Origin of the sequence: Xylophilus ampelinus, from assembly GCF_003217575.1 — a bacterium.
Lineage (GTDB): Bacteria > Pseudomonadota > Gammaproteobacteria > Burkholderiales > Burkholderiaceae_C > Xylophilus > Xylophilus ampelinus.
This window is the reverse complement of sequence record NZ_QJTC01000012.1, coordinates 1-20,420: the sequence shown is the minus strand read 5'-3', so window position 1 is coordinate 20,420 and position 20,420 is coordinate 1. Positions and strand designations below refer to the sequence as shown.

Here is a 20,420-nt window from a genome sequence, read left to right as displayed (position 1 = left end):
GTAGTCCGTAAAAATTTGGGAGAAGCTCTGCGGCGAGCTGTGCAGGAAAACGGGCTGAAGAAGTGCGCGTTAAGGCCAGTGCCTCCATTGCCGGAAGAGCTTCGATGCTGTCGTTTCGGCGATGAGACATTGGACCATGACATGCGGTAAGTCGGGGTGCCTGTGCACGATCCACCCTCGCGCCGAAACCCCCCCCATGCCCCGCTTCGCCGCCAACCTCTCCTTCCTGTACCAGGAACTCGATTTCCTCGACCGCTTCGCCGCCGCGGCACGCGACGGCTTCGGCGCGGTCGAATACCTGGCACCGTACCCGTTTCCGGTGGCCGAGATCGCGGCCCGGCTGCGCGACCATGGCCTGCATCAGGTGACCTGCCCGCCCGGCTGCGCACCTGGCTGCCTACCCGGTAGTTCATAACACGCTCTAGGTGAGTAGGGGGCCGCGTTATCCCTCTTTGATCTTCGTGTCGATCCTGTATCTTGTCGGACTTACGCTGATCCAACGCGCGATGAACGTTGCCACACCACCGATTCTGCAGGACCCTGCGCAACGTGCGGCACGCAAGCGGGATGTCGTTCGTGCGTTGAAACGCGAACTGCCACCGCACGTCCTGATCTGGCACGACGAAGACACCGCGCCCTACGAATGCGACGGGCTCACGGCCTACCGCATGCGGCCGCTCGTGGTGGCGCTTCCGGACACCGAGGCGCAGGTGGCGTCGATACTCGAGATCTGCCACGGCCTGGGCATCCCTGTAGTGGCACGCGGCGCAGGAACAGGTTTGTCCGGCGGCGCCATGCCGCATGTCATGGGTGTGACACTCTCGCTGGCGCGGCTCAGTCGCATTCTGAAGATCGACCCGCTGAGCCGGACAGCGGTCGTGCAGTGCGGCGTGCGCAACCTGGCGATCAGCGAAGCAGCAGCGCCGTTCAACCTGTACTATGCGCCAGACCCCTCAAGCCAGATCGCATGCACCATCGGCGGCAACGTAGCCGAGAACTCGGGTGGTGTTCATTGCCTCAAATACGGGCTCACATTGCACAACGTGCTGCGGGTGCGCGGTTTTACCGCTGCGGGCGATCCGGTCGAGTTCGGCGGCGAAGCGCTGGACAGCCCCGGTCTCGACCTTTTGCCGCTTGTCATAGGCAGCGAGGGCATGCTGGCGATCACCACGGAAGTCACCGTGCGCCTGGTGCCCAAGCCGCAGCTGGCCCGCTGCATCATGGCCAGCTTCGATGACCTGCGCAAAGCAGGCGATACCGTCGCAGCGGTGATCGCGGCGGGCATCATTCCGGCGGGCCTGGAGATGATGGACCGGCCGATGACCGCAGCGGTCGAGGACTTCGTCAAGGCTGGCTACGATCTGAACGCCGAGGCCATCCTGCTGTGCGAATCCGACGGCACGTCCGAAGAGGTAGCCGAAGAAATCGGCCGCATGACCGACGTGCTACGCCGGTGCGGTGCGACCGCGATCGCGGTGAGCGAGAACGAGGCGGAGCGGCTCACATTCTGGAGCGGCCGCAAGAACGCGTTTCCCGCATCGGGCCGGATCAGCCCCGACTACATGTGCCTCGATTCGACCATCCCGCGCAAGCGGCTCGCCGACATCCTGCTGGCGATCCAGGCGATGGAGAAGAAATACCGCCTGCGTTGCTGCAACGTGTTCCATGCCGGCGACGGCAACCTGCACCCGCTGGTGCTGTTCGACGCCAACGACCCCGACGAGCTGCACCGCTGCGAGCTTTTCGGTGCCGACATTTTGGAAACCAGCGTCGCGATGGGCGGCACGGTCTCGGGCGAGCACGGCGTCGGCATCGAGAAGCTCAACAGCATGTGCGTGCAGTTCAGCGCGGCCGAGAACGAGCAGATGTTCGGCGTCAAGCGCGCGTTCGATCCGGCGGGCCTGCTCAATCCGGGCAAGGTGATCCCCACGCTGCAGCGGTGTGCCGAATACGGCAAGCAGGTAGTCCGCGGCGGGAAGACCCAGCCGTTCGCCGATATCCCCCGTTTCTAGAACGTCTTATGCATTTCGACGTATTCGCCTGCGGGACCCACCCTTCGGCAAAGTCGGGGAGAGGCATCCGTATCGGGACGCGTCCTGCGCCTTGCCGCCGGGCCTCTCCCCGGCTTTCGCGGGCACGTCGCGGTGCATAACACGTTCCAGGACAGGCACATGGTTTCGGCCTGCCCCACGCTCGACAGGATGGTCGACCGCATCCGTGCGGCGGCTGCCCACGGCACGCCGCTGCGTCTCAGCGGCGGTGGCACCAAGGATTTCTACGGCGGAGCGGTCGACGGCGAAATTCTGGATACGCACGCGCTTTCGGGCATCACCAGCTATGAGCCGAGCGAGCTGTTCGTCACTGTGCGCGCCGGCACGTCCCTGGCCGAACTGGAAGCCACGCTCGCAGAGAAAGGCCAGTGCCTGCCCTTCGAGCCGCCGCACTTCGCTGCCGGCGGAACCGTCGGCGGCATGGTGGCGGCCGGGCTGGCCGGCCCCGCCCGCGCCAATCTGGGATCGGTGCGCGATTACGTGCTCGGTGCCACGCTGGTCAACGGCCGCGGCGAGGTGCTGACCTTCGGCGGCCAGGTGATGAAGAACGTGGCGGGCTACGACGTGTCGCGCGTGCTGGCCGGCTCGATGGGCACGCTGGGCCTGATCGCCGAGGTCAGTTTGAAGGTGCTGCCCACCATGCCGGCCGAAACCACGCTGCGTTTCGGCTGTAGCCAGACCGAGGCGCTCGCGCTGCTGCACGGCTGGGGCGGGCGCCCGTTGCCGCTCAATGCCAGTGCGTGGACGCAGGAGTACGGCGGGGGCGTGTTGTACCTCCGTCTGCGGGGCGCAGTGGCGGCGGTCGAGGCAGCATGTACCCAGCTTGGAGGCGAGCGGGTCACGGCCGCGTCCGATATATGGAACGCCCTGAGGCACCAGCGACTCGCCTGGTTCGACGGCGGTGCGGAACCTTCTGATCTGTGGCGCCTGTCCGTCGCGCAGACCGCGCCGGCCCTGGGGCTCGACCCGACGCCGCTCGTCGAGTGGCACGGCGGCCAGCGCTGGTACCGTGCAGCGCCCGGAACGGCGGCGCGGATGCGGGCCGTGGCCCGTGCCGCGGGCGGCCATGCGACGCTGTTTCGCGCGTCTGCCGTATCGGCGCACTCGCCGCGGTTCGACGCCGTCTCGCCGGTGCTGGAGCGCATCCAGCGTGCGTTGCAGAGAGAGTTCGATCCGGCTGGTATCTTCAACCGGCCGGCGCGCTCCGCTCCGGCGGGTAGTTGGCCCGAACGCGCGCCCGACGACGGGACCGCGACACGATAGACCTCCAGCGCAACTGCCGCCACAGCATCCCATGCAAACCGAACTCGCCCCCGAATTCCAGGGCACCGCCGACGGTATGGAGGCCGAGGCCATCCTGCGCAAGTGCGTGCACTGCGGTTTCTGCACCGCCACCTGCCCGACCTACCAGCTGCTGGGCGACGAGCTGGACGGCCCGCGCGGCCGCATCTACCTGATCAAGCAGGTGCTCGAAGGCCATGCGCCGACCCGCAGCACCCAGCTGCACCTCGACCGCTGTCTGACCTGCCGCAACTGCGAGACCACCTGCCCCAGCGGCGTGCAGTACGGCCATCTGGTAGACATCGGCCGTAAGGTAGTCGACAGCAAGGTGCCGCGGCCGGCCGGGGAGGCGGCCGTTCGGTGGATGCTGAAGGAGACGCTGCCGTCGCCGCTTTTCGGCCCGGCGATGAAGCTGGGCCAGGCGGTGCGCGGTCTGCTGCCCGGCATGCTCAAAACCAAGGTGCCCGCGCGTCAGCCATCAGGTACCTGGCCTACCCGCAGCCATGCGCGCAAGGTGCTGGTGCTGGCGGGTTGCGTGCAACCGTCGATGATGCCCAATATCGACAGCGCCACGGCAAGGGTGCTGGACGCGGCCGGGATTCAGGCGGTGGTGGCGCCCCCGGCGGGCTGCTGCGGCGCGGTGAAATTCCACCTCAACGACCAGGACGGCGGCAAGGCGCAGATGCGTGCCAACGTCGATGCCTGGTGGCCGATCGTGGAGCGCGGCGAGGCAGAGGCGATCGTGATGAACGCGTCGGGCTGCGGCGCCACGGTGCGCGAGTACGGCCACATCCTGCGCGACGACCCGGTCTACTCCGCCAAGTCCCGCCGTATCAGCGACTTGACACGCGACCTGAGCGAGCTGTTGCCCGAGCTGGTTACGGCGTTGAAATCCCGCGTCACACCGCCCGTGGGCGTTGTCGCTTACCACCCGCCGTGCACCTTGCAGCACGGCCAGAAGCTGCGCGGCGGGGTCGAAGTGAACCTGCGCGCGCTAGGCTTCGACATCCGGATGGCGGCCAGCGAATCGCACCTGTGCTGCGGCTCGGCCGGTACCTATTCGGTGTTGCAGCCGGGCCTGGCCTATCCGCTGCGCGACCGCAAGCTAGGCCACCTGAATGCGCTGCAGCCGACCACCATCGTCTCGGCCAACATCGGCTGCATCACCCATCTGCAGAGTGGCAGCGCGGTGCCGGTGCGGCACTGGGTCGAGCTGCTGGATGCGGCGATCGCACCCCTCTCTTGTGCGACCGCGGCCTGACCCGCGTCAGCGGTTGGCGCAGTAACCGAACTGGGTGCTGGCGTTCGGGGCGAGCGTCCGATTCCAGTCCACGCCGCTGGCCGACATCGACGCACCGTGTTGTGCGAGCGTGGCGTTCCACTGTGTGTAGATCGATCCCTGCACCGGCAGCGTGACCGACCATTTCAGCGGTGCCGAGTTCGGGTTGTGCACGGTCACGTTGTTGCAGTAACCCTGTCCCCAGTCGCTGATCGCGCTGACCTGGGTGCCGGCGGACGTTTGGGCCGGAGCCGGAGCCGGAGCCGGAGCCGGAGCCGGAGCCGGAGCCGGAGCCGGAGCCGGAGCCGGAGCCGGAGCCGGAGCCGGAGCCGGAGCAGGAGCCGGAGCAGGAGCAGGAGCAGGAGCCGGAGCAGGAGCAGAATTACTGCCATTCGCGCTTACGCCCGACGCCGGCAATACCTCGGGGAACTGCGCGCCCAGCGGAATCTCGGTGGTGACTTGCAAGGAGATGCCATTCCCCTCGATGACCTGCCCGAACACGTCGGTGATGCGCAGGTCGTACGGGCCCGGTCCCATGCCGCTCGGTGCGATGAAGTAGTTGTACATCTCCCTGTCGAGGGTCACGTACTCGGCGCCGGAGCCACTGGCGCGGTATGCCAGCGAGGCCACCGGGTTACGGTGGTTTCGCACCTGGATGCCGGCCCACCACTGGCTGGAGCCTTCCTTGAAATACACGCTGGCGGAAGACGACGGGCCCGAGACGTAATGCCAGCGGATCGGAATAATTCCCGCCTCTCGCGGGGAAATCTGCTCGAAGGCTGGCTCCGACAGATCGACACTGCCCGGAGCGCATTCGGGGCAACGGTTGTCGATGCGCACCAGGACCGATTGGGACGTATTGAGATTGGTCACCTCGATATACGCACCGCAGGCCTGGGCCGTGTTGTAGTCGCTCTGGTTCATGGCCGCGGTCAAGACATCGCTCGGCACGGGCAGGCTGCAGTTGCCGCCACCGTTGTATCCGTAGAACGTGCCTCGCCCGCTGTGTACGGCTTCGTAGGCGCCTTGCGCATGGCTTTGCGAGACGCCGAGCGCTCCGAGCGAAATCACAAATGCGCTACCGAAAAAAGACTGCATGGACATGGGAAAATTGATCCATTAAGTTGAGATGCTCGAATTTAAAGCATGTTTATTCCTCTTCTTGGCCATAAAAGCGAATTTTTTATTCACCGGCCGATGTCGGGCCGCCCCGGCAGCACACTCTTGGCCGGCGTAAACCTTTCGCAGCAGCATGATCGCCGTCTTGTGTTGTCGTGCGGTCAGACGTTCTGCGGTATCCCTTTCCCGCTCGGCGGCGGTTGCTTCTCGAGCCAACTGCCCGTCGATGCCCGAGCCGAGCGCGGCGGGCGCGGCCGGTGCCGTTCACAATCGGTGCCCCAGCATGAAGGAGGGCACGATGATTGTGCGTATCGAGGTGGAGGGCAGCCGCGCCGGTTTCTACGAGTACCGGGTGAGCTTCGAATCCGAAGAGCTGTATGCGGACGCCGGCCTGCAGTCGGTGATCGACTGCCTGGTGGGGGCGGTGGAAGGCATGGCGCCCGACGTGCTGGCGGCCGAGGTCTGGTACCGGGGCATCGTCTCGGGAACCTACGCGCTGGAGGTCATCGGCCGCAACGTCGACCAGGTGGCCCAGCACGCGGAGAACACCGCCGAGGCCATCCGCGAGGTGCTGGGCGAAGAATGACGCGGGCGGCATGACACCCAAGGCGCAGTTCCGGCTGAGGATCTACCGCGACGACAGCATCGCGATCGGCCCCGGCAAGGTCGCCCTGCTGGAGACGATCGCGCAGACCGGCTCCATCTCGGCCGCTGCGCGGCAGATGGGCATGTCGTACCGCCGCGCCTGGCTGCTGGTCGACGAGACCAACCGGGCGCTCAGCACGCCCGCGGTGCAGACCGCCGCCGGCGGCGCGCACGGCGGCGGCACCTCGCTCACCGCCGTGGGCGAGGCGGTGGTGCGGCACTATCGGGCGATCGAGGCGGCTGCACGCACCGCGGCCGCGGCCGACATCGACGCGCTGACCGGGATGCTGGCGCCCTGAGCGGCTCGCGATAGCGGCACCCGGGGGACGACGTCCCCGCCGCATGCCGCGCCCGGAAGTGCTTTTGCTACATTATCGATAGCTAGTGGTCGGCGCCGTTCGCCGGCTGGAGCACGATTCGGCAGTCGAAACTGCCTGCGAGGGTCGTATGCACCTACCCGGTCGTCCAGCGAAGCCTCTGTGCCACAATCCGTCATACCCGCATGGATACGACGATACCCCCGCTGCTGCTGTCCATGGACTGGTTCCCGCTGGCCCTTTCGCTCAAGGTGGCGGGGCTGGCCACGCTGTTGGCCCTGGTGGCCGGCGTCGCGCTGGGCTGGCTGTTCGCCCGCAAACGGTTCTTCGGCAGCCAGGTGCTCGAATCGGTCTTCATGCTGCCGCTGGTGCTGCCGCCCACCGTGATCGGCTACGCGATCCTGGTGGCGGCCGGCCGGCGCAGCCCGCCGGGCCGCTGGCTGCGGGAGCACCTCGACTACACCATCATCTTCAGCTGGCACGGCGCGGTGGTGGCCTCGGCCGTGGTGGCGCTGCCTTTGGTGCTGAAGTCGGCCGGCGCCGCGTTCTCGGGCGTCGACCGCGCCCTGGAAGCCGCGGCCAGCACGCTCGGCCAGTCGCGCTGGTCGGTGTTCCTGCGCATCACATTGCCGCTGGCCTGGCCGGGCATCCTGGCGGGCGCGCTGCTGGCCTTCGCCCGGGCGATGGGCGAGTTCGGCGCGTCCCTGATGGTGGTCGGCTCGATCCCGCAGCAGACCCAGACGCTGTCGATGGCGATCTACGACGCGGTGCAGGCCGGCCACGACGACAGGGCGCTGGTGCTGGTCGTCGTCACCTCGGTGCTCTCGATCGCGGTGCTGGTGCTGTCCAGCCGCTTCTTCTCCCTCCGTCGATAGGAAATCGTCATGCCTGCCACCCGTCTCGCCTCCTTCGTTTTGGCGCTCGCGCTGCCCTTGACCGCCGCTTCGCAGCAACTCACGGTGTCGGCCGCCGCCAGCCTGACCGACGCCTTCAAGGAGCTGGCGCCGCGCTTCGAGGCCGCGCACCCCGGCGCCAACGTGCGCACCAACTTCGCCGCCTCGGGCACGCTGCTGCAGCAGATCGCCCAGGGCGCGCCGGTCGACGTGTTCGCCAGCGCCGACCAGGAAACGATGGACCGCGGCGCCACGCAGAAGCTGGTCGATCCGGCCACCCGCGCCAACTTCGTCACCAACAGCCTGGTGCTGATCGAGCCGGCGCAGGACGGTGCCGGCGTCAAGACCCTGCAGGACCTCACCGGCCCGGCCGTCCGCAGGATCGCCGTCGGCAAGACCGCCACCGTGCCGGTCGGTCGCTACACCCGGCAGGTGCTGGAGGCCGCCAAGCTCTGGACGGTACTGGAGCCGAAGTTCGTGCAGGCCGACAGCGTGCGCCAGGTGCTCGACTACGTAGGCCGCGGCGAGGCCGAGGCCGGCTTCGTCTACCGCACCGATGCCGCGATCGCCGGCGACAAGGTCAAGGTCGTGCTGACGCCTACCGGCCACACGCCCGTCAGCTACCCGGTGGCGGTGGTGGCCGACAGCCAGCAGAAGGCGCTGGCGAAAAACTTCATCGCCTTCCTGGGCTCCGACGCCGGGCAGCAGATCCTGGCGCGCTACGGCTTCGGCAAGCCGTGAGCGGCCCTGCGCGCAGGGCGATGCACAGGGTGTGCCGGTGATGCAAAACGGGCGCCGCACACCGTGATCGACGTCGACCTGCAGCTGTCGGTGGTCGACGGCAAGCGGCGCTTCGCGCTGGCGGCGCGCTTCGCCACCGACGCGCCGTTCGCCGCGCTGTACGGCCCCTCGGGCGTCGGCAAGTCGCTCACCCTGCAGGCCATCGCCGGCCTGTTGAAGCCCGACGCCGGCCATGTGCGGATCGACGGCCGCACCCTGTTCGACGCGGCGGCCCGCATCGACCTGCCGGCGCCGGCGCGGGAGGTCGGCTTCCTGTTCCAGAACTACGCGCTGTTCCCGCACCTCTCGGTGCGCGACAACGTCGCCTTCGGCCTGCGCAGCTGGCGCAAGCGACGCCTGTCGCCCGACGAGGCCGCGCGGGTGCAGGCGCTGCTCGACAGCTTCGGCCTGGCCCCGCTCGCCGACAGCCGGCCGCGGGCACTCTCCGGCGGCCAGCAACAGCGCGTCGCCCTGGCCCGCGCGCTGGCCTGCGCACCCCGCGTCCTGCTGCTCGACGAACCCTTCGCCGCCCTGCACCCCGCGCTGCGCGCCGCGCTGCGCCAGGAGCTGAAGCAGGTCCAGGCCCGCTGGGGCATACCGGTGCTGATGATCACCCACGACGTCGAGGACGTACTGGCCCTGGCCGACGTCGCCTTCGTGTTCGACCAGGGCCAGGTGCTGCGCGAGATCGACATGCGGACCGCCGAGGCGCGCAGCCGGGCCCGGCACGGCATCACCGGCGAGGCCGATGCGCCGGAGGAAACGCCGCTGCGGCAGACGCTGCGGCGCTTGCTGGGGGATGGTTTCGCCGCTGACACTCCCTGAGAGGCGTAAGAGTTTGCGTTGGTATCGCGTAAGCATCGGCGCACTGCTGGGCTGCCTGGATTCGGATTTGTCACGAGCAAGACGAGGCCTATTTGCCCATCAGTTCGCCGATCGGTTTCAAGTCTTCCACCCGGTCGCAAACGGCCTTGATGACCATCATGATCGGCATGCCCAGCAGCAGGCCCCAGATGCCCCAGAGCCAGCCCCAGGCCAGCACGCTGGCGAAAACCACCACCGGGTTCATGCTGCTGGCCCGGCTGGTGAGCCACGGCGTCACCAGGTTGCCGCTGATCGTGTGGATCGCCAGCGACGCGCCGCCGGCGACCAGCGCCATGTCGACCGTGCCGAACTGCAGGAACGCCACCAGCGCCGAGCCGCCGGTCACCGCCAGCGAGCCGATATAAGGCACGAAGTTGAGCAACCCGGCCACCACGCCCCAGACCGCCGAATACTCGATGCCGAGCGCCCAGTACACCAGCCAGGTCGCCACGCCTACCACCAGGCTCATCAGCAGCTGCACCAGCAGGTAGCGTTCGATCTGGCCGGTGATCTCGTCGAGCAGCTGCACCGTGATCTTCTTGCGCGACAGGCTGGGCCCGGTGATCTTCACCAGCTTGCGGCGGAAGGTGTCGCCGGCGCACAAGGCGAAGAAGGTCAGGAACAGCACCACCATCATCTGCCCGGCGAAGCCCATCAGGCCGACGGTGCCGCTCCACAGATAGTCGCGGATGTTGAAGGGCGGTCGCTCGATCAGCACCCTGGTCACGCCGCGGGCCGACAGCGGCGCAGCCTGGCTTCGGGTGGCCTGCTCGATCTGGGTGGCGGCGTTCTGCACCGTGTCGAGTACGCCGGGGCCGTGCTGGCTGTGGGCGCGCAAGGTGTCGCGCACCTTCCTGGCGGCCACCGGCAGGTCGTTGAACAGCTCGGCCGCGTCGTCGCTCAGCCAGTACGCGGTGGAGCCGATCGAGCCGACGATCGTCAGCAGCAGCACGGTGGTGGTCAGCACCCGCGGCACCTGCCGGCGCCAAAACCACTCGACCACCGGTGCCAGCGCATAGGTGAGCATCAGCGCCAGCAGCAGGGGAACGAAGACGGCCCCGGCCCAGCGCAGCACGACGATGCTGGCCAGCACCGCCAGCACGACCAAAGAGATGCTGCGCACGTCCACCGGCATCTGCAGCAGCACCCGCGGCTGGTCGGGATCGGCGCCGGGCGGCAGTTCGATCAGGCGGGTGTTGGGGGCCGGCGTGACGACGTCGACGGGGGAGCCCGGCACGGCGTCCGGCCCGTCGGCAGGGGGAGGGGAGGGCGGCGGTTGTTGCATTCGGGCGATTCTGTGGCCCGGTATTGCGGCACGCTGTAGGCGAAGGTCGCCGGTGGCGCCTGCCGGGCGCTCAGTGCAGCATCAGGGCGCCGGCGGCCTTGCTCTTGCCGGCGCGGGCTGGCGGGTTGCACATGCCGCAGACGAAGTGGCGGGCGTTCTCGTACGGCTCGGTGACGAAGCGGCCGGTGCACTTGGAGCAGGTGGTCATCTCCAGCATCGAGGCATCGACGAACTTCAGCAGGCGCCAGGCCCGGGTGAAGGACAGCAGCGGCTCGATGCCGGCGGCGTCCACCTGTTCGTTGTAGAGGCGGTAGGCCTTGGTCAGCGCATCCACCGGCTCGAGCGACGCGCCCTTGCTCAGGTATTCGTAGATGTTGAGGAACAGCGACGAATGGATGTTCTCCTGCCAGGTCAGGAACCAGTCGGTCGAGAAGGGCAGCTGGCCCTTCGACGGCGACTTGCCCGCGATCTCCTTGTACAGCCGGATCAGCCGCTCGTACGACAGCGTGGTCTCGGACTCGAGCACCTGCATCCGCGCACCCATCTTGATGAGCATTGCCGCCCGCTCGATCTGGCGCGATTCGTTCAGGACGCTCTTGGGTGCTGCTGCAACTGCGGTCATGGCTGGTATTCCTGAAAACTGAACTGAGAAGAGGGAGGCGGTGCCGTCACCAGGGAAGCCGCGGATCCGGCTCAGCCGGTCCGCCGGCTTCGCCCCTCGAGGGGCAGGCGAAGACGCGAAGCGCGAAGCCTGGGGGGAACTAAGAGCGGCTAACACAACCCTTCTGGCGTCGTTGCCGCACCTTGTCGTACTACTCGTACTGTCTGCGATGCGGCGCCTAGCCAGAACCGCTTCGCTGGGTTGTGTTAGCCGCTCTAAATGACCTCGGAGAGGCGCCCCGCCATCAGGATGTTGCCGTGCAGGCGGTTGGTCGCTTCGTTGCCGATCTTGGCGGGCGTGCTCTGGTTGGTGAGCAGGTTCCAGACCATGTCGTCGTCGACCCGGAAGCGGCACAGCAGGGTATTGCCGGTCGCCAGCTTCAGGACCTGGGCCGAGGACAGCGAAGCCAGCAGCTCGGCGGATTCTTCGTTGATGCCCAGACGGAAGACGGCTTCGGCCTTGTCCTGGCGGATCAGGTTCTTGGCCAGCATCAGATACGTCAGGTTGGCTTCACGGATCTCGGCAAGCATTTGTTCGGTGTTCATGGGGTCAGTCCTTTTCAGGTCCGATTCCGACCGTATGCAACATTGCATGTGAGGCGATTCGGTGAAATGGATTGTGAAGACGTCCCAAACAGAAATTAAGTCAGCGTCTCACCGTGCGTTTTGTCTGGTTTCCCTCCGGTTCTGTAGGAATTTGCCTTACATCAGGCGTTGCGACGGGCGGTCCCGCGCAAACCGCACCCACCGCGAGGGATGCCTTCCGCGCCGCCCGTGTCCTCCGGCGGGTCGCGGGAAACCGGTGTCGGACAAAACCCGCGACCCGTGCTGCCGAAAAAAGGATGGCACGCTACCTTTTTGGGAGCGGCTGGCAGGTCGCCGGAAAAAAATTTTCAGGCCGTGCGCGGTACCGAGGCCGCGCCACGACGTCACTGCCGGGCCTTTTATTCACCGGTCGCGACCGGGCGCGACGGATCGCTGCACCACTCGCTCCAGCTGCCGGCGTACAGGCCGATCGGGCCGAGCCCCGCCAGCTCCGCCGCCAGCACGTTCGGCGTGGCGCTGACGCCGCTGCCGCAGTAGGCGGCCATGCCCTGGGTCGAGCGGCCGGCCAGCAGTGCATCGAACTCGCGGCGTAGCACCTCGGCCGGCTTGAAGCGGCCGTCCGGGCCCAGGTTCTCGGTGAAGGGCCGGTTCAGCGCGCCGGGAATATGGCCGGCCACCGGATCGAGCGGCTCCACCTCGCCGCGGAAGCGGGCCGGGGCGCGGGCGTCGACCAGGGTGCGACCCGGCTCGCCCAGGTGCGCCGCCACGTCCTGCACCGTCACCAGGGTGCGCAGCGGCGCGCGCAGATCGAAGCTGGTCTGGAAATGCGACGGCTCCTGCCCCGTCGCCACCGCGCCGCCCGCGGCCTCCCAGGCCTGCAGGCCGCCGTCGAGCACCGCCACCGCGTCGTGCCCCGCCCACTTCAGCATCCACCAGAGGCGGCCGCAGTAGTTGGCGTTGTTGCGGTCGTAGACGACGGCCTGCATGTCGTTGGCGAAGCCGACCGACGAGAGCCAGATGGCGAAGTTCTCGCGGCTCGGCAGCGGGTGGCGACCGCCGCTGGCGGGGCGGTCGGCCTCGCGGGCGACCACCACCGTGCCGTGGGCACCGGGCAGGCCGTGCTTGGCGCTCAGCGCGCGGTCCAGGTCGGCATGCAGAGCGCCGGGGATGTGGCGCTCGGCGAAGGCCTGCGCGCCGGCCTCGGGCCGCGTCAAATCGAAGCTGCAGTCGAAGACCATCACCCGCGCCTTGGCGGCGAGCAGGGCCTGCAATTCCTCCGCGGAGATCAGGGTGGTGAAGGGGGCGTGCGGTTGGGGCATGGCGGGGCTCCTGGGCGTTCGGTGCGGGAGATGCGTCGGGGTGGCGCACCGCTGCCCCAAATGGTAGCCCCGGCCGGGGCGGACCGCCGCGGTGGCGTTAGCGCCGCCGCACCGTGTCACCCGCCGCGGGCGTGCGGCCGCGCAGCACGGTGGCCGCAACGCCGCTGGCGATGATCGTCGCCATGCCGGCCCAGGCGATCGGCGCGATCGTGTCGCCGAACAGCAGCACGCCGTAGCCGGCGGCGAAGACGATGCCGGTGTACTGCAGGTTGGCCACGACCAGCATGCCGCGGTGGTTGCCGGCGGTGGCGTAGGCGCGGGTCATGCAGTATTGGCCGCCCGAGGCCAGCAGGCCCAGCGGCGGCAGCCACAGCGCCGCCTGCCACGACCAGGGCGAGACGCCGACCAGTGCCATGCCCGCCAGGCCCGCCACGGCCGATCCCACCGCGAAGTAGAAGACGGTGCGCGCCTCGGGCTCGCCGGCCCGCGCGAGCGCCATCACCTGCATGTACGCGAAGGCGGCGGTCACGCCCGAGAACAAGCCCACCACGCCGGCCAGCATCTGCTGCGGATCGATCGTCGGCCGCAGCATCATCACCACGCCAGCGAATCCGGTCAGCACGGTGAGCACCAGCGCACCCTGCAGCGGCGGGCGGTCGTTGCCGACGCGCGGCCGCCAGGCCATCAGCGTGCCGCCCACCAGGAACGCGGCGATCCAGACGCTGCTCATGTAGTTGAGGGTGACGGCGGTCGCCAGTGGCAGGTGGGCGATGGCGTAGAACCAGCCGGTGAGCGAGAACACGCCGACCAGGCTGCGCCAGGCGTGCATGCCGGGGTAGCGGGTGGCCAGCGGTATCCGGCGCGCCCGCGCCAGGACCCCATCACCGCCATGCCGATCAGGCCGCGGTAGAAGACCAGCTCGGGCGGGTTGAAGCTGGCCGACGCCATCTTCACGCAGACGCCCATCGTCGCGAAGAAAAAGGCCGCCAGCAGCATCCAGCCGGCTTTCATGCCGCCGGTACCGTTTTTAAGCATGAAAAGGGCTGCAGCCGGCGTAAATCGATGATGCGTAGCTATCAATTCGATAGCAATAGGCGCGCCGTCGGGTCATCGCCCATCGCGCCGCGATACCACTCGTGGAAATGCTGCATGCCGTCTTCCATCGGGCTCTGGTAGGGGCCGCGCTCGTCGTCGCCGCGCTGGAGCAGGGCGCGCCGGCCGGCGTCCATCCGCTCGGCGATCTCGTCGTCCTCCACGCAGGTTTCCATGTAGGCGGCCTGCTGGGCCTCGACGAATTCGCGCTCGAAGGCGGCGATCTCCTCGGGGTAGTAGAACTCGACCATGTTCATCGTCCTGGTCGGGCTGATCGGGTGCAGCGTCGAGACGGTGAGCACGTGCGGGTACCACTCGACCATGATGTGCGGATAGTAGGTGAGCCAGATCGCGCCGTACTTGGGCGGGCGGCCGTCGCGGTAGCGCAGCAGCTGGTCCTGCCAGCGCTGGTAGGCCGGGCTGCCGGCCTTGCCCAGGCGGTTGGCCACACCCACCGTCTGCACCGAATAGTCCTGCCCGAACTCCCAGCGCAGATCGTCGCAGGTGACGAACTGGCCCAGGCCGGGGTGGAACGGACCGACGTGGTAGTCCTCCAAGTAGACCTCGATGAAGGTCTTCCAGTTGTAGTGGCACTCGTGCATCTCTATCCGGTCGAGCACGTGGCCGGAAAAGTCGAGGTCGGCGCGCGGGCCCATCGCGGCCAGGTCGGCGGCCACGTCGCGGTGTCCGGCCTCGAAGAGCAGACCGTTCCACTCTTGCAGAGGATAGTTGCGCAGGTTCAGGCAGGGGTCTTCGGCGAAATGCGGCGCGCCCAGCAGCTGGCCGCGGCTGTCGTAGGTCCAGCGATGCAACGGGCAGACGATGTTGCCGCCGGCATGCCCCGGCGCATGGCCGTCGAGCGAACCGCGGCCCTTCAGCATCACCGCCTGGCGGTGGCGGCAGACGTTCGACACCAGCTGCACCACGCCGTCGGCACCGCGCACCAGGGCACGGCCCTCGCCCTCCTGGGGCAGTGCGCAGTAGTCGCCCTTCTCGGGCACGGCCAGGGCATGCCCCACATAGCGAGGCCCGTTCTCGAAGAGCCGGGTACGTTCGCGTCGGAAGAGCGCCTCGTCGAAATAGCTGGAAACCGGTAGTTGGCTCGTGGCCTGCTGCAGTCGAAGACTTAAATCAGACATGGGTGACCTGACCTAGAGCGTGTTATGCACTTGGACGTGCCCGTGTGGGTCCCGCGAGCGCCTGCCTGCGGGAAAGCCGGGCAGAGGCCCGGCCGCCGCGTTGCAGTCCGCCTGCGGTATCCATGCCACGGCGCGTCCTGCGCCTCGCCGCCGGGCCTCTCTCCGGCTTTCGCGGGTACGTCGAAGTGCATGACACGCTCTTAAGACTCCCCACAGGGAGAAACAGGAGTGCGCGGAGCACAGTAGAAAAAGCGAAGCCGGCATGAAGCCGGCCGGGGAAGCCCGATTGTACCCGCCGGCCCCCGATCGCGGGCCGGTGTGTGGGCATGCCGTAGGGACTTGGCGGATGCCGTCGGTGGCACCCGCAGGGCTTCACACGTTCTTGGTTGGCATGCCCCCCTAGAATCGACCGTTTAACCCAGACGGTTTTGCGCCGCATTTACCCACGATGCCCAAGGCACCCGCCACCCCCACCGCCGCCGCACTGCCCGCCACCTACGAGGAAGCGGTGCAGGAGCTGGAGCAGCTCGTCGCCCGGCTCGACGCCGGCCAGTTGCCGCTCGACCAGTTGCTGGTCGGCTACCAGCGAGGCGCCGCGCTGCTGACGTTCTGCCGCGCCAGGCTGCAGGCGGTCGAGGCGCAGATCAAGGTGCTGGACGACAGCGGCATCAAGCCCTGGACGCCGACATGACGTTTTCCGTATCTGCCGCCGCCGAAGCGACAGCACCCGCACCGGCCTTCGGCTTTAAGGAATGGAGTTCCCGCCACCTCGCACGTGTCGAGCAGGCTCTCTGCGACTGGGTCGCGCAGGACGCGCCGGCCTTGCTGGGCGCGGCGATGCGCTATGCGGTGCTGGACGGCGGCAAGCGGCTGCGTCCGCTGCTGGTGCTGGGTGCCAGGGCGGCGGTCGCGCCCTTCGATGCGCGGATGCAGGGCCACGGCCTGGACGCCGCGGCGCTCGCCGACGCGCTGGACGAGGCCGCGCTGCGCGCCGCCTGCTCGGTCGAGCTGATCCACGCCTATTCGCTGGTACACGACGACATGCCCTGCATGGACGACGACGTGCTACGCCGCGGCAAGCCGACGGTCCATGTGCGCTACGGCGAGGCCGGCGCGCTGCTGGCGGGCGACGCGCTGCAGGCCCTGGCCTTCGAGCTGCTGGTGCCCGACACGGTGCCTGTGCCGCCCGCGGTGCAGGCCGCGCTCTGCCGCCGGCTGGCGGTGGCGGCCGGCCATACCGGCATGGCCGGCGGCCAGGCGATCGATCTCGCCAGCGTCGGCCTGCCCCTGACCGAGCCCGAACTGCGCCACATGCACCGCCTGAAGACCGGCGCGCTGCTGGAGGCGAGCGTGCTGATGGGGGCCACCTGCGGCGCCGCGCCGGCACGGTCGCTGGCCGCGCTGCAGCGCTACGGCGCCGCGGTCGGGCTGGCCTTCCAGGTGGTCGACGACATCCTCGACGTGGTGGCCGATTCGGCCACCCTCGGCAAGACCGCCGGCAAGGACGCCGCGCAGGACAAGCCCACCTATGTCTCGCTGCTGGGCCTCGACCGCTCCCGCGCCTATGCGGCCGAGCTGCTCGGCGAGGCGCTGCGGGCGCTGGCCGATTCCGATCTCGCCGACACCGCCGCCCTGCAGGCCCTGGCCCGCATGGTGATCGAGCGCTCGTCCTAGGCCGGGCCATGCCGATGCGGTGCCAGACCATGCTCCAGTCGGCGCGGTACGCCGGCTACCAGCTATCAAAGATATAGCAAGAAGATCCGTATGTCCCACGCCGATTCCAATGCCCACACGCCACACCACGCCGCCGCGGGCCCGGCGCTGCTGAACCGCATCGACGATCCGGCGGCGCTGCGCGCCCTGTCGCGCGACGAGCTGAAGCAGCTGGCGGGCGAGCTGCGGTCGTACGTCATCGACAGCGTCTCGAAGACCGGCGGCCACCTCAGCTCCAATCTGGGCACGGTCGAGCTGACGATCGCGCTGCACGCGGTGTTCGACACCCCGCGCGACCGGCTGGTCTGGGACGTGGGCCACCAGACCTATCCGCACAAGATCCTGACCGGCCGGCGCGACCGCATGTTCACGTTGCGCCAGCACGGCGGCCTCTCGGGCTTTCCGCAGCGCGCTGAGAGCGACTACGATACCTTCGGCACCGCGCATTCGTCGACCAGCATCTCGGCCGCACTCGGCATGGCGATGGCCGCCAGGCAGAAGGGCGAAGACCGCCACGCGGTCGCGATCATCGGCGACGGTGCCATGAGCGCCGGCATGGCCTTCGAGGCGCTCAACAACGCCGGCGTGCTCGACGGCAAGCTGCTGGTGGTGCTCAACGACAACGACATGTCGATCAGCCCGCCGGTCGGCGCCCTCAACCGTTACCTGGCGCAGTTGATGAGCGGCCGCTTCTACGCGGCCGCCAAGAACGTGGGCAAGAGCGTGCTGAAGGCGGCACCGCCGCTGTTCGAGCTGGCCAGGCGCTTCGAGCAGCATGCCAAGGGCATGGTGGTGCCGGCAACGCTGTTCGAGCAGTTCGGCTTCAACTACGTCGGCCCGATCGACGGGCACGACCTCGATTCGCTGATCCCCACGCTCGAGAACATCAAGCTTCTCGAAGGCCCGCAGTTCCTGCACGTGGTCACCAAGAAGGGCCAGGGCTACAAGCTGGCCGAGGCCGATCCGGTGGCCTACCACGGGCCGGGCAAGTTCGATCCGTCGGTGGGGCTGGTCAAGCCGGCCACCGCGCCCAAGACCAGCTTCACCCAGGTGTTCGGCCAATGGCTCTGCGACATGGCCGCGGCCGACGAGCGCCTGGTCGGCATCACCCCGGCGATGCGCGAAGGTTCGGGCATGGTCGAGTTCGAGCGGCGCTTTCCTGCGCGCTACTACGACGTCGGCATCGCCGAGCAGCATGCGGTGACTTTCGCTGCGGGCCTGGCCTGCGAAGGCCTGAAGCCGGTCGTGGCGATCTACTCGACCTTCCTGCAGCGCGGCTACGACCAGCTGGTGCACGACGTGGCGCTGCAGAACCTGCCGGTCGTCTTCGCGCTCGACCGGGCGGGCCTGGTCGGGGCCGACGGCGCCACCCATGCCGGCGCCTACGACATCGCCTTCCTGCGCTGCGTCCCCAACATGGCGGTCGCGTGCCCGGCCGACGAGCGCGAGTGCCGCCAACTGCTCTCGACCGCCTTCGCCCAGGACCACCCGGTCGCGGTGCGCTACCCGCGCGGTGCGGGGGTCGGTACGGTGCCCCTGGCCTCGCTGGAGGCTCTGCCGTATGCCGAGGCCGAAGTGCGCCGCCAGGGCGGGAGCGGCATCGCGATTCTCGCCTTCGGCACGCTGCTCTACGCCGCGCTGGAGGCGGCCGAGAAGCTCGACGCCACCGTGGTCAACATGCGCTGGGCCAAGCCGCTCGACACCGCGATGCTGCTGCGGATGGCCGAATCCCACCGCGCGCTGGTCACGGTGGAAGAGGGCAGCCTGATGGGCGGCGCCGGCAGCGCGGTGACCGAGGCGCTGAACGCCGCCGCCGTCGTGCGCCCGGTGCTTCAATTGGGCCTGCCCGACAGCTTCATCGAGCACGGCGACCCCGCGCGGCTGCTGGCGCTCGCGGGGCTGGACGCGACCGGCATCGCGTCCTCGATCACCGCGCGCTTCGGCGACTGAGGGCCGCGGGCCGCGCCGCAAGCCTGCAGTGTGCTGCAATACCGGCACCGCCGCACGGGAAAACCCGCTGCGCCACCCAAAAGACGATTCCTAGAATGGGCCGCCCACCCCGGGGTGCGCGGCGTCGCTGCGCCACCGCCGGAATCGGTATTCAAAAATTCGGAGTTACGCCATGGATCGTCGTTCCATCATCAAGCATGCCGGGATCGCCGGTGTCCTCGCCGCCGGCACCGCGCCGTCGGTGCATGCCCAGGCCGGCGTGCGCTGGCGCCTGGCATCGAGCTTCCCCAAGCCGCTCGACACGATCTACGGCGGCGCCGAGACCTTCGCCAGGAAGGTCGGCGAGATGACCGGCGGCAAGTTCCAGATCAGCGTGCACGCGGCCGGCGAGCTGATGCCCGCCCTCGGCGTGATCGACGGCGTGCAGCAGGGCTCGATCGAGGCGTGCCACACCGCCGGCTACTACTTCTTCGGCAAGAACGAGGCCTTCGCCGTCGGCGCCGCCATTCCGTTCGGCATGAACACCCGTCAGCTCAACGCCTGGATGTACGAAGGCAACGGCCTGAAGCTGACGCGCGAGTTCTATGCCAAGTACAACATGGTCAACTTCCCCTGCGGCAACACCGGCGCGCAGATGGGCGGCTGGTTCCGCAAGGAGATCAAGACGGTCGAAGACTTCAAGGGCCTGAAGTTCCGCATCGGCGGCTTCGCCGGCCGCGTAATCGAGCGCCTGGGCGCCGTGCCGCAGAACATCCCCGGCGGCGAAATCTACCAATCGCTGGAAAAGGGCACGATCGACGCGGCCGAGTGGATCGGACCGTACGACGACCAGAAGCTCGGCTTCAACAAGGTCGCGCCCTACTACTACTACCCCGGCTGGTGGGAAGGCACCCTGCAGCTCGACCTGCAGGTCAACCAGAAGGCCTACGACGCCCTCACGCCCGAGTACAAGGCCGTCGTGCAGGCCGCGGCTTCGCACGCCCACGTCGACATGCAGGCCAAGTACGACGCCCGCAACCCCACGGCGTTGAAGCAGCTGGTCGGCGCCAAGACCAAGGTCCTGGCCTTCCCCAAGCCGGTGCTCGACGCATCTTTCAAGGCCGCGATGGAGGTGTATGCCGAGCTGGACGCGAAGAACGCCGACTGGAAGACGCTGTACGCCGACTACCGCGCGTTCCAGAAGGACCAGCTGCTGTGGTCGCGCTTTGCCGAGGCGCGCTTCGACAGCTACATGCAGGGCGTCACGTTGTAAGAACTGAACCGCCCCGGGATTCGCGGAGGCTGTTTGGTTCAAGTCATGCCACCAGCGCTGTGGCTTGACTGGCGAGTTGCCGGTGGTAGTTTGCCTCAGCCTCTGCAGGCGGGATGTACCCGATGGGTTCGAGCAGGCGGTGGTGGTTGAACCAAGACACCCATTCGAGGGTCGCGAACTCCACGGCTTCCTCGGTTTTCCACGGTCCCCGGCGATGGATTAGCTCGGCCTTGTA

19 protein-coding genes and 3 pseudogenes are annotated in these 20,420 nt (G+C 68.1%); 14 read left to right on the top strand and 8 right to left on the bottom strand.

Going from position 1 to position 20,420, the window contains the following annotated elements; translation table 11 throughout:
* Positions 1–196: 196 nt before the first annotated feature.
* The 4 genes and pseudogenes from DFQ15_RS09300 to glcF form a co-directional block, all read left to right on the top strand.
* A pseudogene (locus tag DFQ15_RS09300) lies at positions 197–406 on the top strand (hydroxypyruvate isomerase); the annotation flags it as partial.
* 100 nt (positions 407–506) lie between these two features.
* The gene (locus tag DFQ15_RS09295) at positions 507–2,012 is read left to right on the top strand and encodes an FAD-linked oxidase C-terminal domain-containing protein (RefSeq protein ID WP_110465719.1); all 1,506 of its coding nucleotides are present in this window, start codon (positions 507–509) and stop codon (positions 2,010–2,012) included.
* Positions 2,013–2,171: 159 nt separating this feature from the next.
* Complete coding sequence (gene glcE, locus DFQ15_RS09290) at positions 2,172–3,314, top strand: glycolate oxidase subunit GlcE (protein WP_110465718.1); 1,143 nt, start codon at positions 2,172–2,174, stop codon at positions 3,312–3,314.
* 31 nt (positions 3,315–3,345) lie between these two features.
* On the top strand, positions 3,346–4,593 hold the full coding sequence (gene glcF, locus DFQ15_RS09285; RefSeq protein ID WP_110465717.1) for a glycolate oxidase subunit GlcF: 1,248 nt from the start codon (positions 3,346–3,348) through the stop codon (positions 4,591–4,593).
* A 6-nt stretch (positions 4,594–4,599) separates the two neighbouring features.
* Here the strand turns inward: glcF and DFQ15_RS09280 are convergent, their stop codons facing one another.
* Positions 4,600–5,682, bottom strand: a complete 1,083-nt coding sequence (locus DFQ15_RS09280) for an expansin EXLX1 family cellulose-binding protein (protein ID WP_233504383.1) — start codon at positions 5,680–5,682, stop codon at positions 4,600–4,602.
* Positions 5,683–6,028: 346 nt separating this feature from the next.
* On the opposite strand from DFQ15_RS09280, the gene DFQ15_RS09275 reads away from it, so the two are divergent.
* The 5 genes from DFQ15_RS09275 (at position 6,029) to DFQ15_RS09255 (ending at position 9,190) form a co-directional block, all read left to right on the top strand.
* Positions 6,029–6,316: a hypothetical protein gene (locus tag DFQ15_RS09275; RefSeq protein WP_055837795.1), complete on the top strand. Its 288-nt coding sequence runs from the start codon at positions 6,029–6,031 to the stop codon at positions 6,314–6,316.
* Positions 6,317–6,326: 10 nt separating this feature from the next.
* Positions 6,327–6,674, top strand: a complete 348-nt coding sequence (locus DFQ15_RS09270; RefSeq protein ID WP_110465715.1) for a winged helix-turn-helix domain-containing protein — start codon at positions 6,327–6,329, stop codon at positions 6,672–6,674.
* A gap of 203 nt (positions 6,675–6,877) precedes the next feature.
* Positions 6,878–7,567 carry a molybdate ABC transporter permease subunit gene (gene modB / locus DFQ15_RS09265; protein WP_110465714.1) on the top strand — a complete coding sequence of 230 codons (690 nt, stop codon included), beginning with the start codon at positions 6,878–6,880 and terminating at the stop codon, positions 7,565–7,567.
* A 9-nt stretch (positions 7,568–7,576) separates the two neighbouring features.
* Positions 7,577–8,326, top strand: coding sequence for a molybdate ABC transporter substrate-binding protein (gene modA, locus DFQ15_RS09260; RefSeq protein WP_110465713.1), 750 nt, complete (start codon positions 7,577–7,579; stop codon positions 8,324–8,326).
* Between the two features lie 63 nt (positions 8,327–8,389).
* Positions 8,390–9,190, top strand: coding sequence for an ABC transporter ATP-binding protein (locus DFQ15_RS09255; RefSeq protein WP_110465712.1), 801 nt, complete (start codon positions 8,390–8,392; stop codon positions 9,188–9,190).
* A gap of 88 nt (positions 9,191–9,278) precedes the next feature.
* Here the strand turns inward: DFQ15_RS09255 and DFQ15_RS09250 are convergent, their stop codons facing one another.
* The 5 genes and pseudogenes from DFQ15_RS09250 to DFQ15_RS09230 form a co-directional block, all read right to left on the bottom strand.
* On the bottom strand, positions 9,279–10,466 hold the full coding sequence (locus DFQ15_RS09250; RefSeq protein ID WP_233504381.1) for an AI-2E family transporter: 1,188 nt from the start codon (positions 10,464–10,466) through the stop codon (positions 9,279–9,281).
* A 118-nt stretch (positions 10,467–10,584) separates the two neighbouring features.
* Positions 10,585–11,136: a flagellar transcriptional regulator FlhC gene (gene flhC, locus DFQ15_RS09245; RefSeq protein ID WP_055837711.1), complete on the bottom strand. Its 552-nt coding sequence runs from the start codon at positions 11,134–11,136 to the stop codon at positions 10,585–10,587.
* Between the two features lie 254 nt (positions 11,137–11,390).
* On the bottom strand, positions 11,391–11,720 hold the full coding sequence (flhD, locus tag DFQ15_RS09240; protein WP_055837713.1) for a flagellar transcriptional regulator FlhD: 330 nt from the start codon (positions 11,718–11,720) through the stop codon (positions 11,391–11,393).
* Positions 11,721–12,118: 398 nt separating this feature from the next.
* Positions 12,119–13,039 carry a sulfurtransferase gene (locus tag DFQ15_RS09235; RefSeq protein WP_110465710.1) on the bottom strand — a complete coding sequence of 307 codons (921 nt, stop codon included), beginning with the start codon at positions 13,037–13,039 and terminating at the stop codon, positions 12,119–12,121.
* A 97-nt stretch (positions 13,040–13,136) separates the two neighbouring features.
* Positions 13,137–14,035, bottom strand: a pseudogene (locus DFQ15_RS09230) (DMT family transporter).
* On the opposite strand from DFQ15_RS09230, the gene DFQ15_RS17810 reads away from it, so the two are divergent.
* Positions 13,968–14,105, top strand: coding sequence for a hypothetical protein (locus DFQ15_RS17810; protein ID WP_233504393.1), 138 nt, complete (start codon positions 13,968–13,970; stop codon positions 14,103–14,105). The pseudogene DFQ15_RS09230 and the gene DFQ15_RS17810 sit on opposite strands and share 68 nt — an antisense overlap.
* A gap of 10 nt (positions 14,106–14,115) precedes the next feature.
* Here the strand turns inward: DFQ15_RS17810 and DFQ15_RS09225 are convergent, their stop codons facing one another.
* Positions 14,116–15,270 (bottom strand): aromatic ring-hydroxylating oxygenase subunit alpha, encoded by a 1,155-nt coding sequence (locus DFQ15_RS09225; RefSeq protein WP_110465709.1) that lies wholly within the window; start codon positions 15,268–15,270, stop codon positions 14,116–14,118.
* A gap of 448 nt (positions 15,271–15,718) precedes the next feature.
* Here DFQ15_RS09225 and xseB point away from each other — a divergent pair, with 448 nt between their 5' ends.
* From xseB to DFQ15_RS09205, 4 genes are all read left to right on the top strand, one after another.
* Positions 15,719–15,961, top strand: coding sequence for an exodeoxyribonuclease VII small subunit (gene xseB / locus DFQ15_RS09220; RefSeq protein ID WP_110465708.1), 243 nt, complete (start codon positions 15,719–15,721; stop codon positions 15,959–15,961).
* Complete coding sequence (locus tag DFQ15_RS09215) at positions 15,958–16,944, top strand: polyprenyl synthetase family protein (RefSeq protein ID WP_110465707.1); 987 nt, start codon at positions 15,958–15,960, stop codon at positions 16,942–16,944. The genes xseB and DFQ15_RS09215 overlap by 4 nt, the downstream gene beginning before the upstream one ends.
* Before the next feature lie 90 nt (positions 16,945–17,034).
* Entirely contained in the window at positions 17,035–18,933 is a 1,899-nt protein-coding gene (dxs, locus tag DFQ15_RS09210) for a 1-deoxy-D-xylulose-5-phosphate synthase (RefSeq protein ID WP_110465706.1), read from the top strand.
* Between the two features lie 172 nt (positions 18,934–19,105).
* The gene (locus DFQ15_RS09205) at positions 19,106–20,185 is read left to right on the top strand and encodes a TRAP transporter substrate-binding protein (RefSeq protein WP_110465705.1); all 1,080 of its coding nucleotides are present in this window, start codon (positions 19,106–19,108) and stop codon (positions 20,183–20,185) included.
* 43 nt (positions 20,186–20,228) lie between these two features.
* Here DFQ15_RS09205 and DFQ15_RS09200 read toward each other — a convergent pair.
* Positions 20,229–20,420 (bottom strand): annotated as a pseudogene (locus DFQ15_RS09200) (IS3 family transposase); the annotation flags it as partial.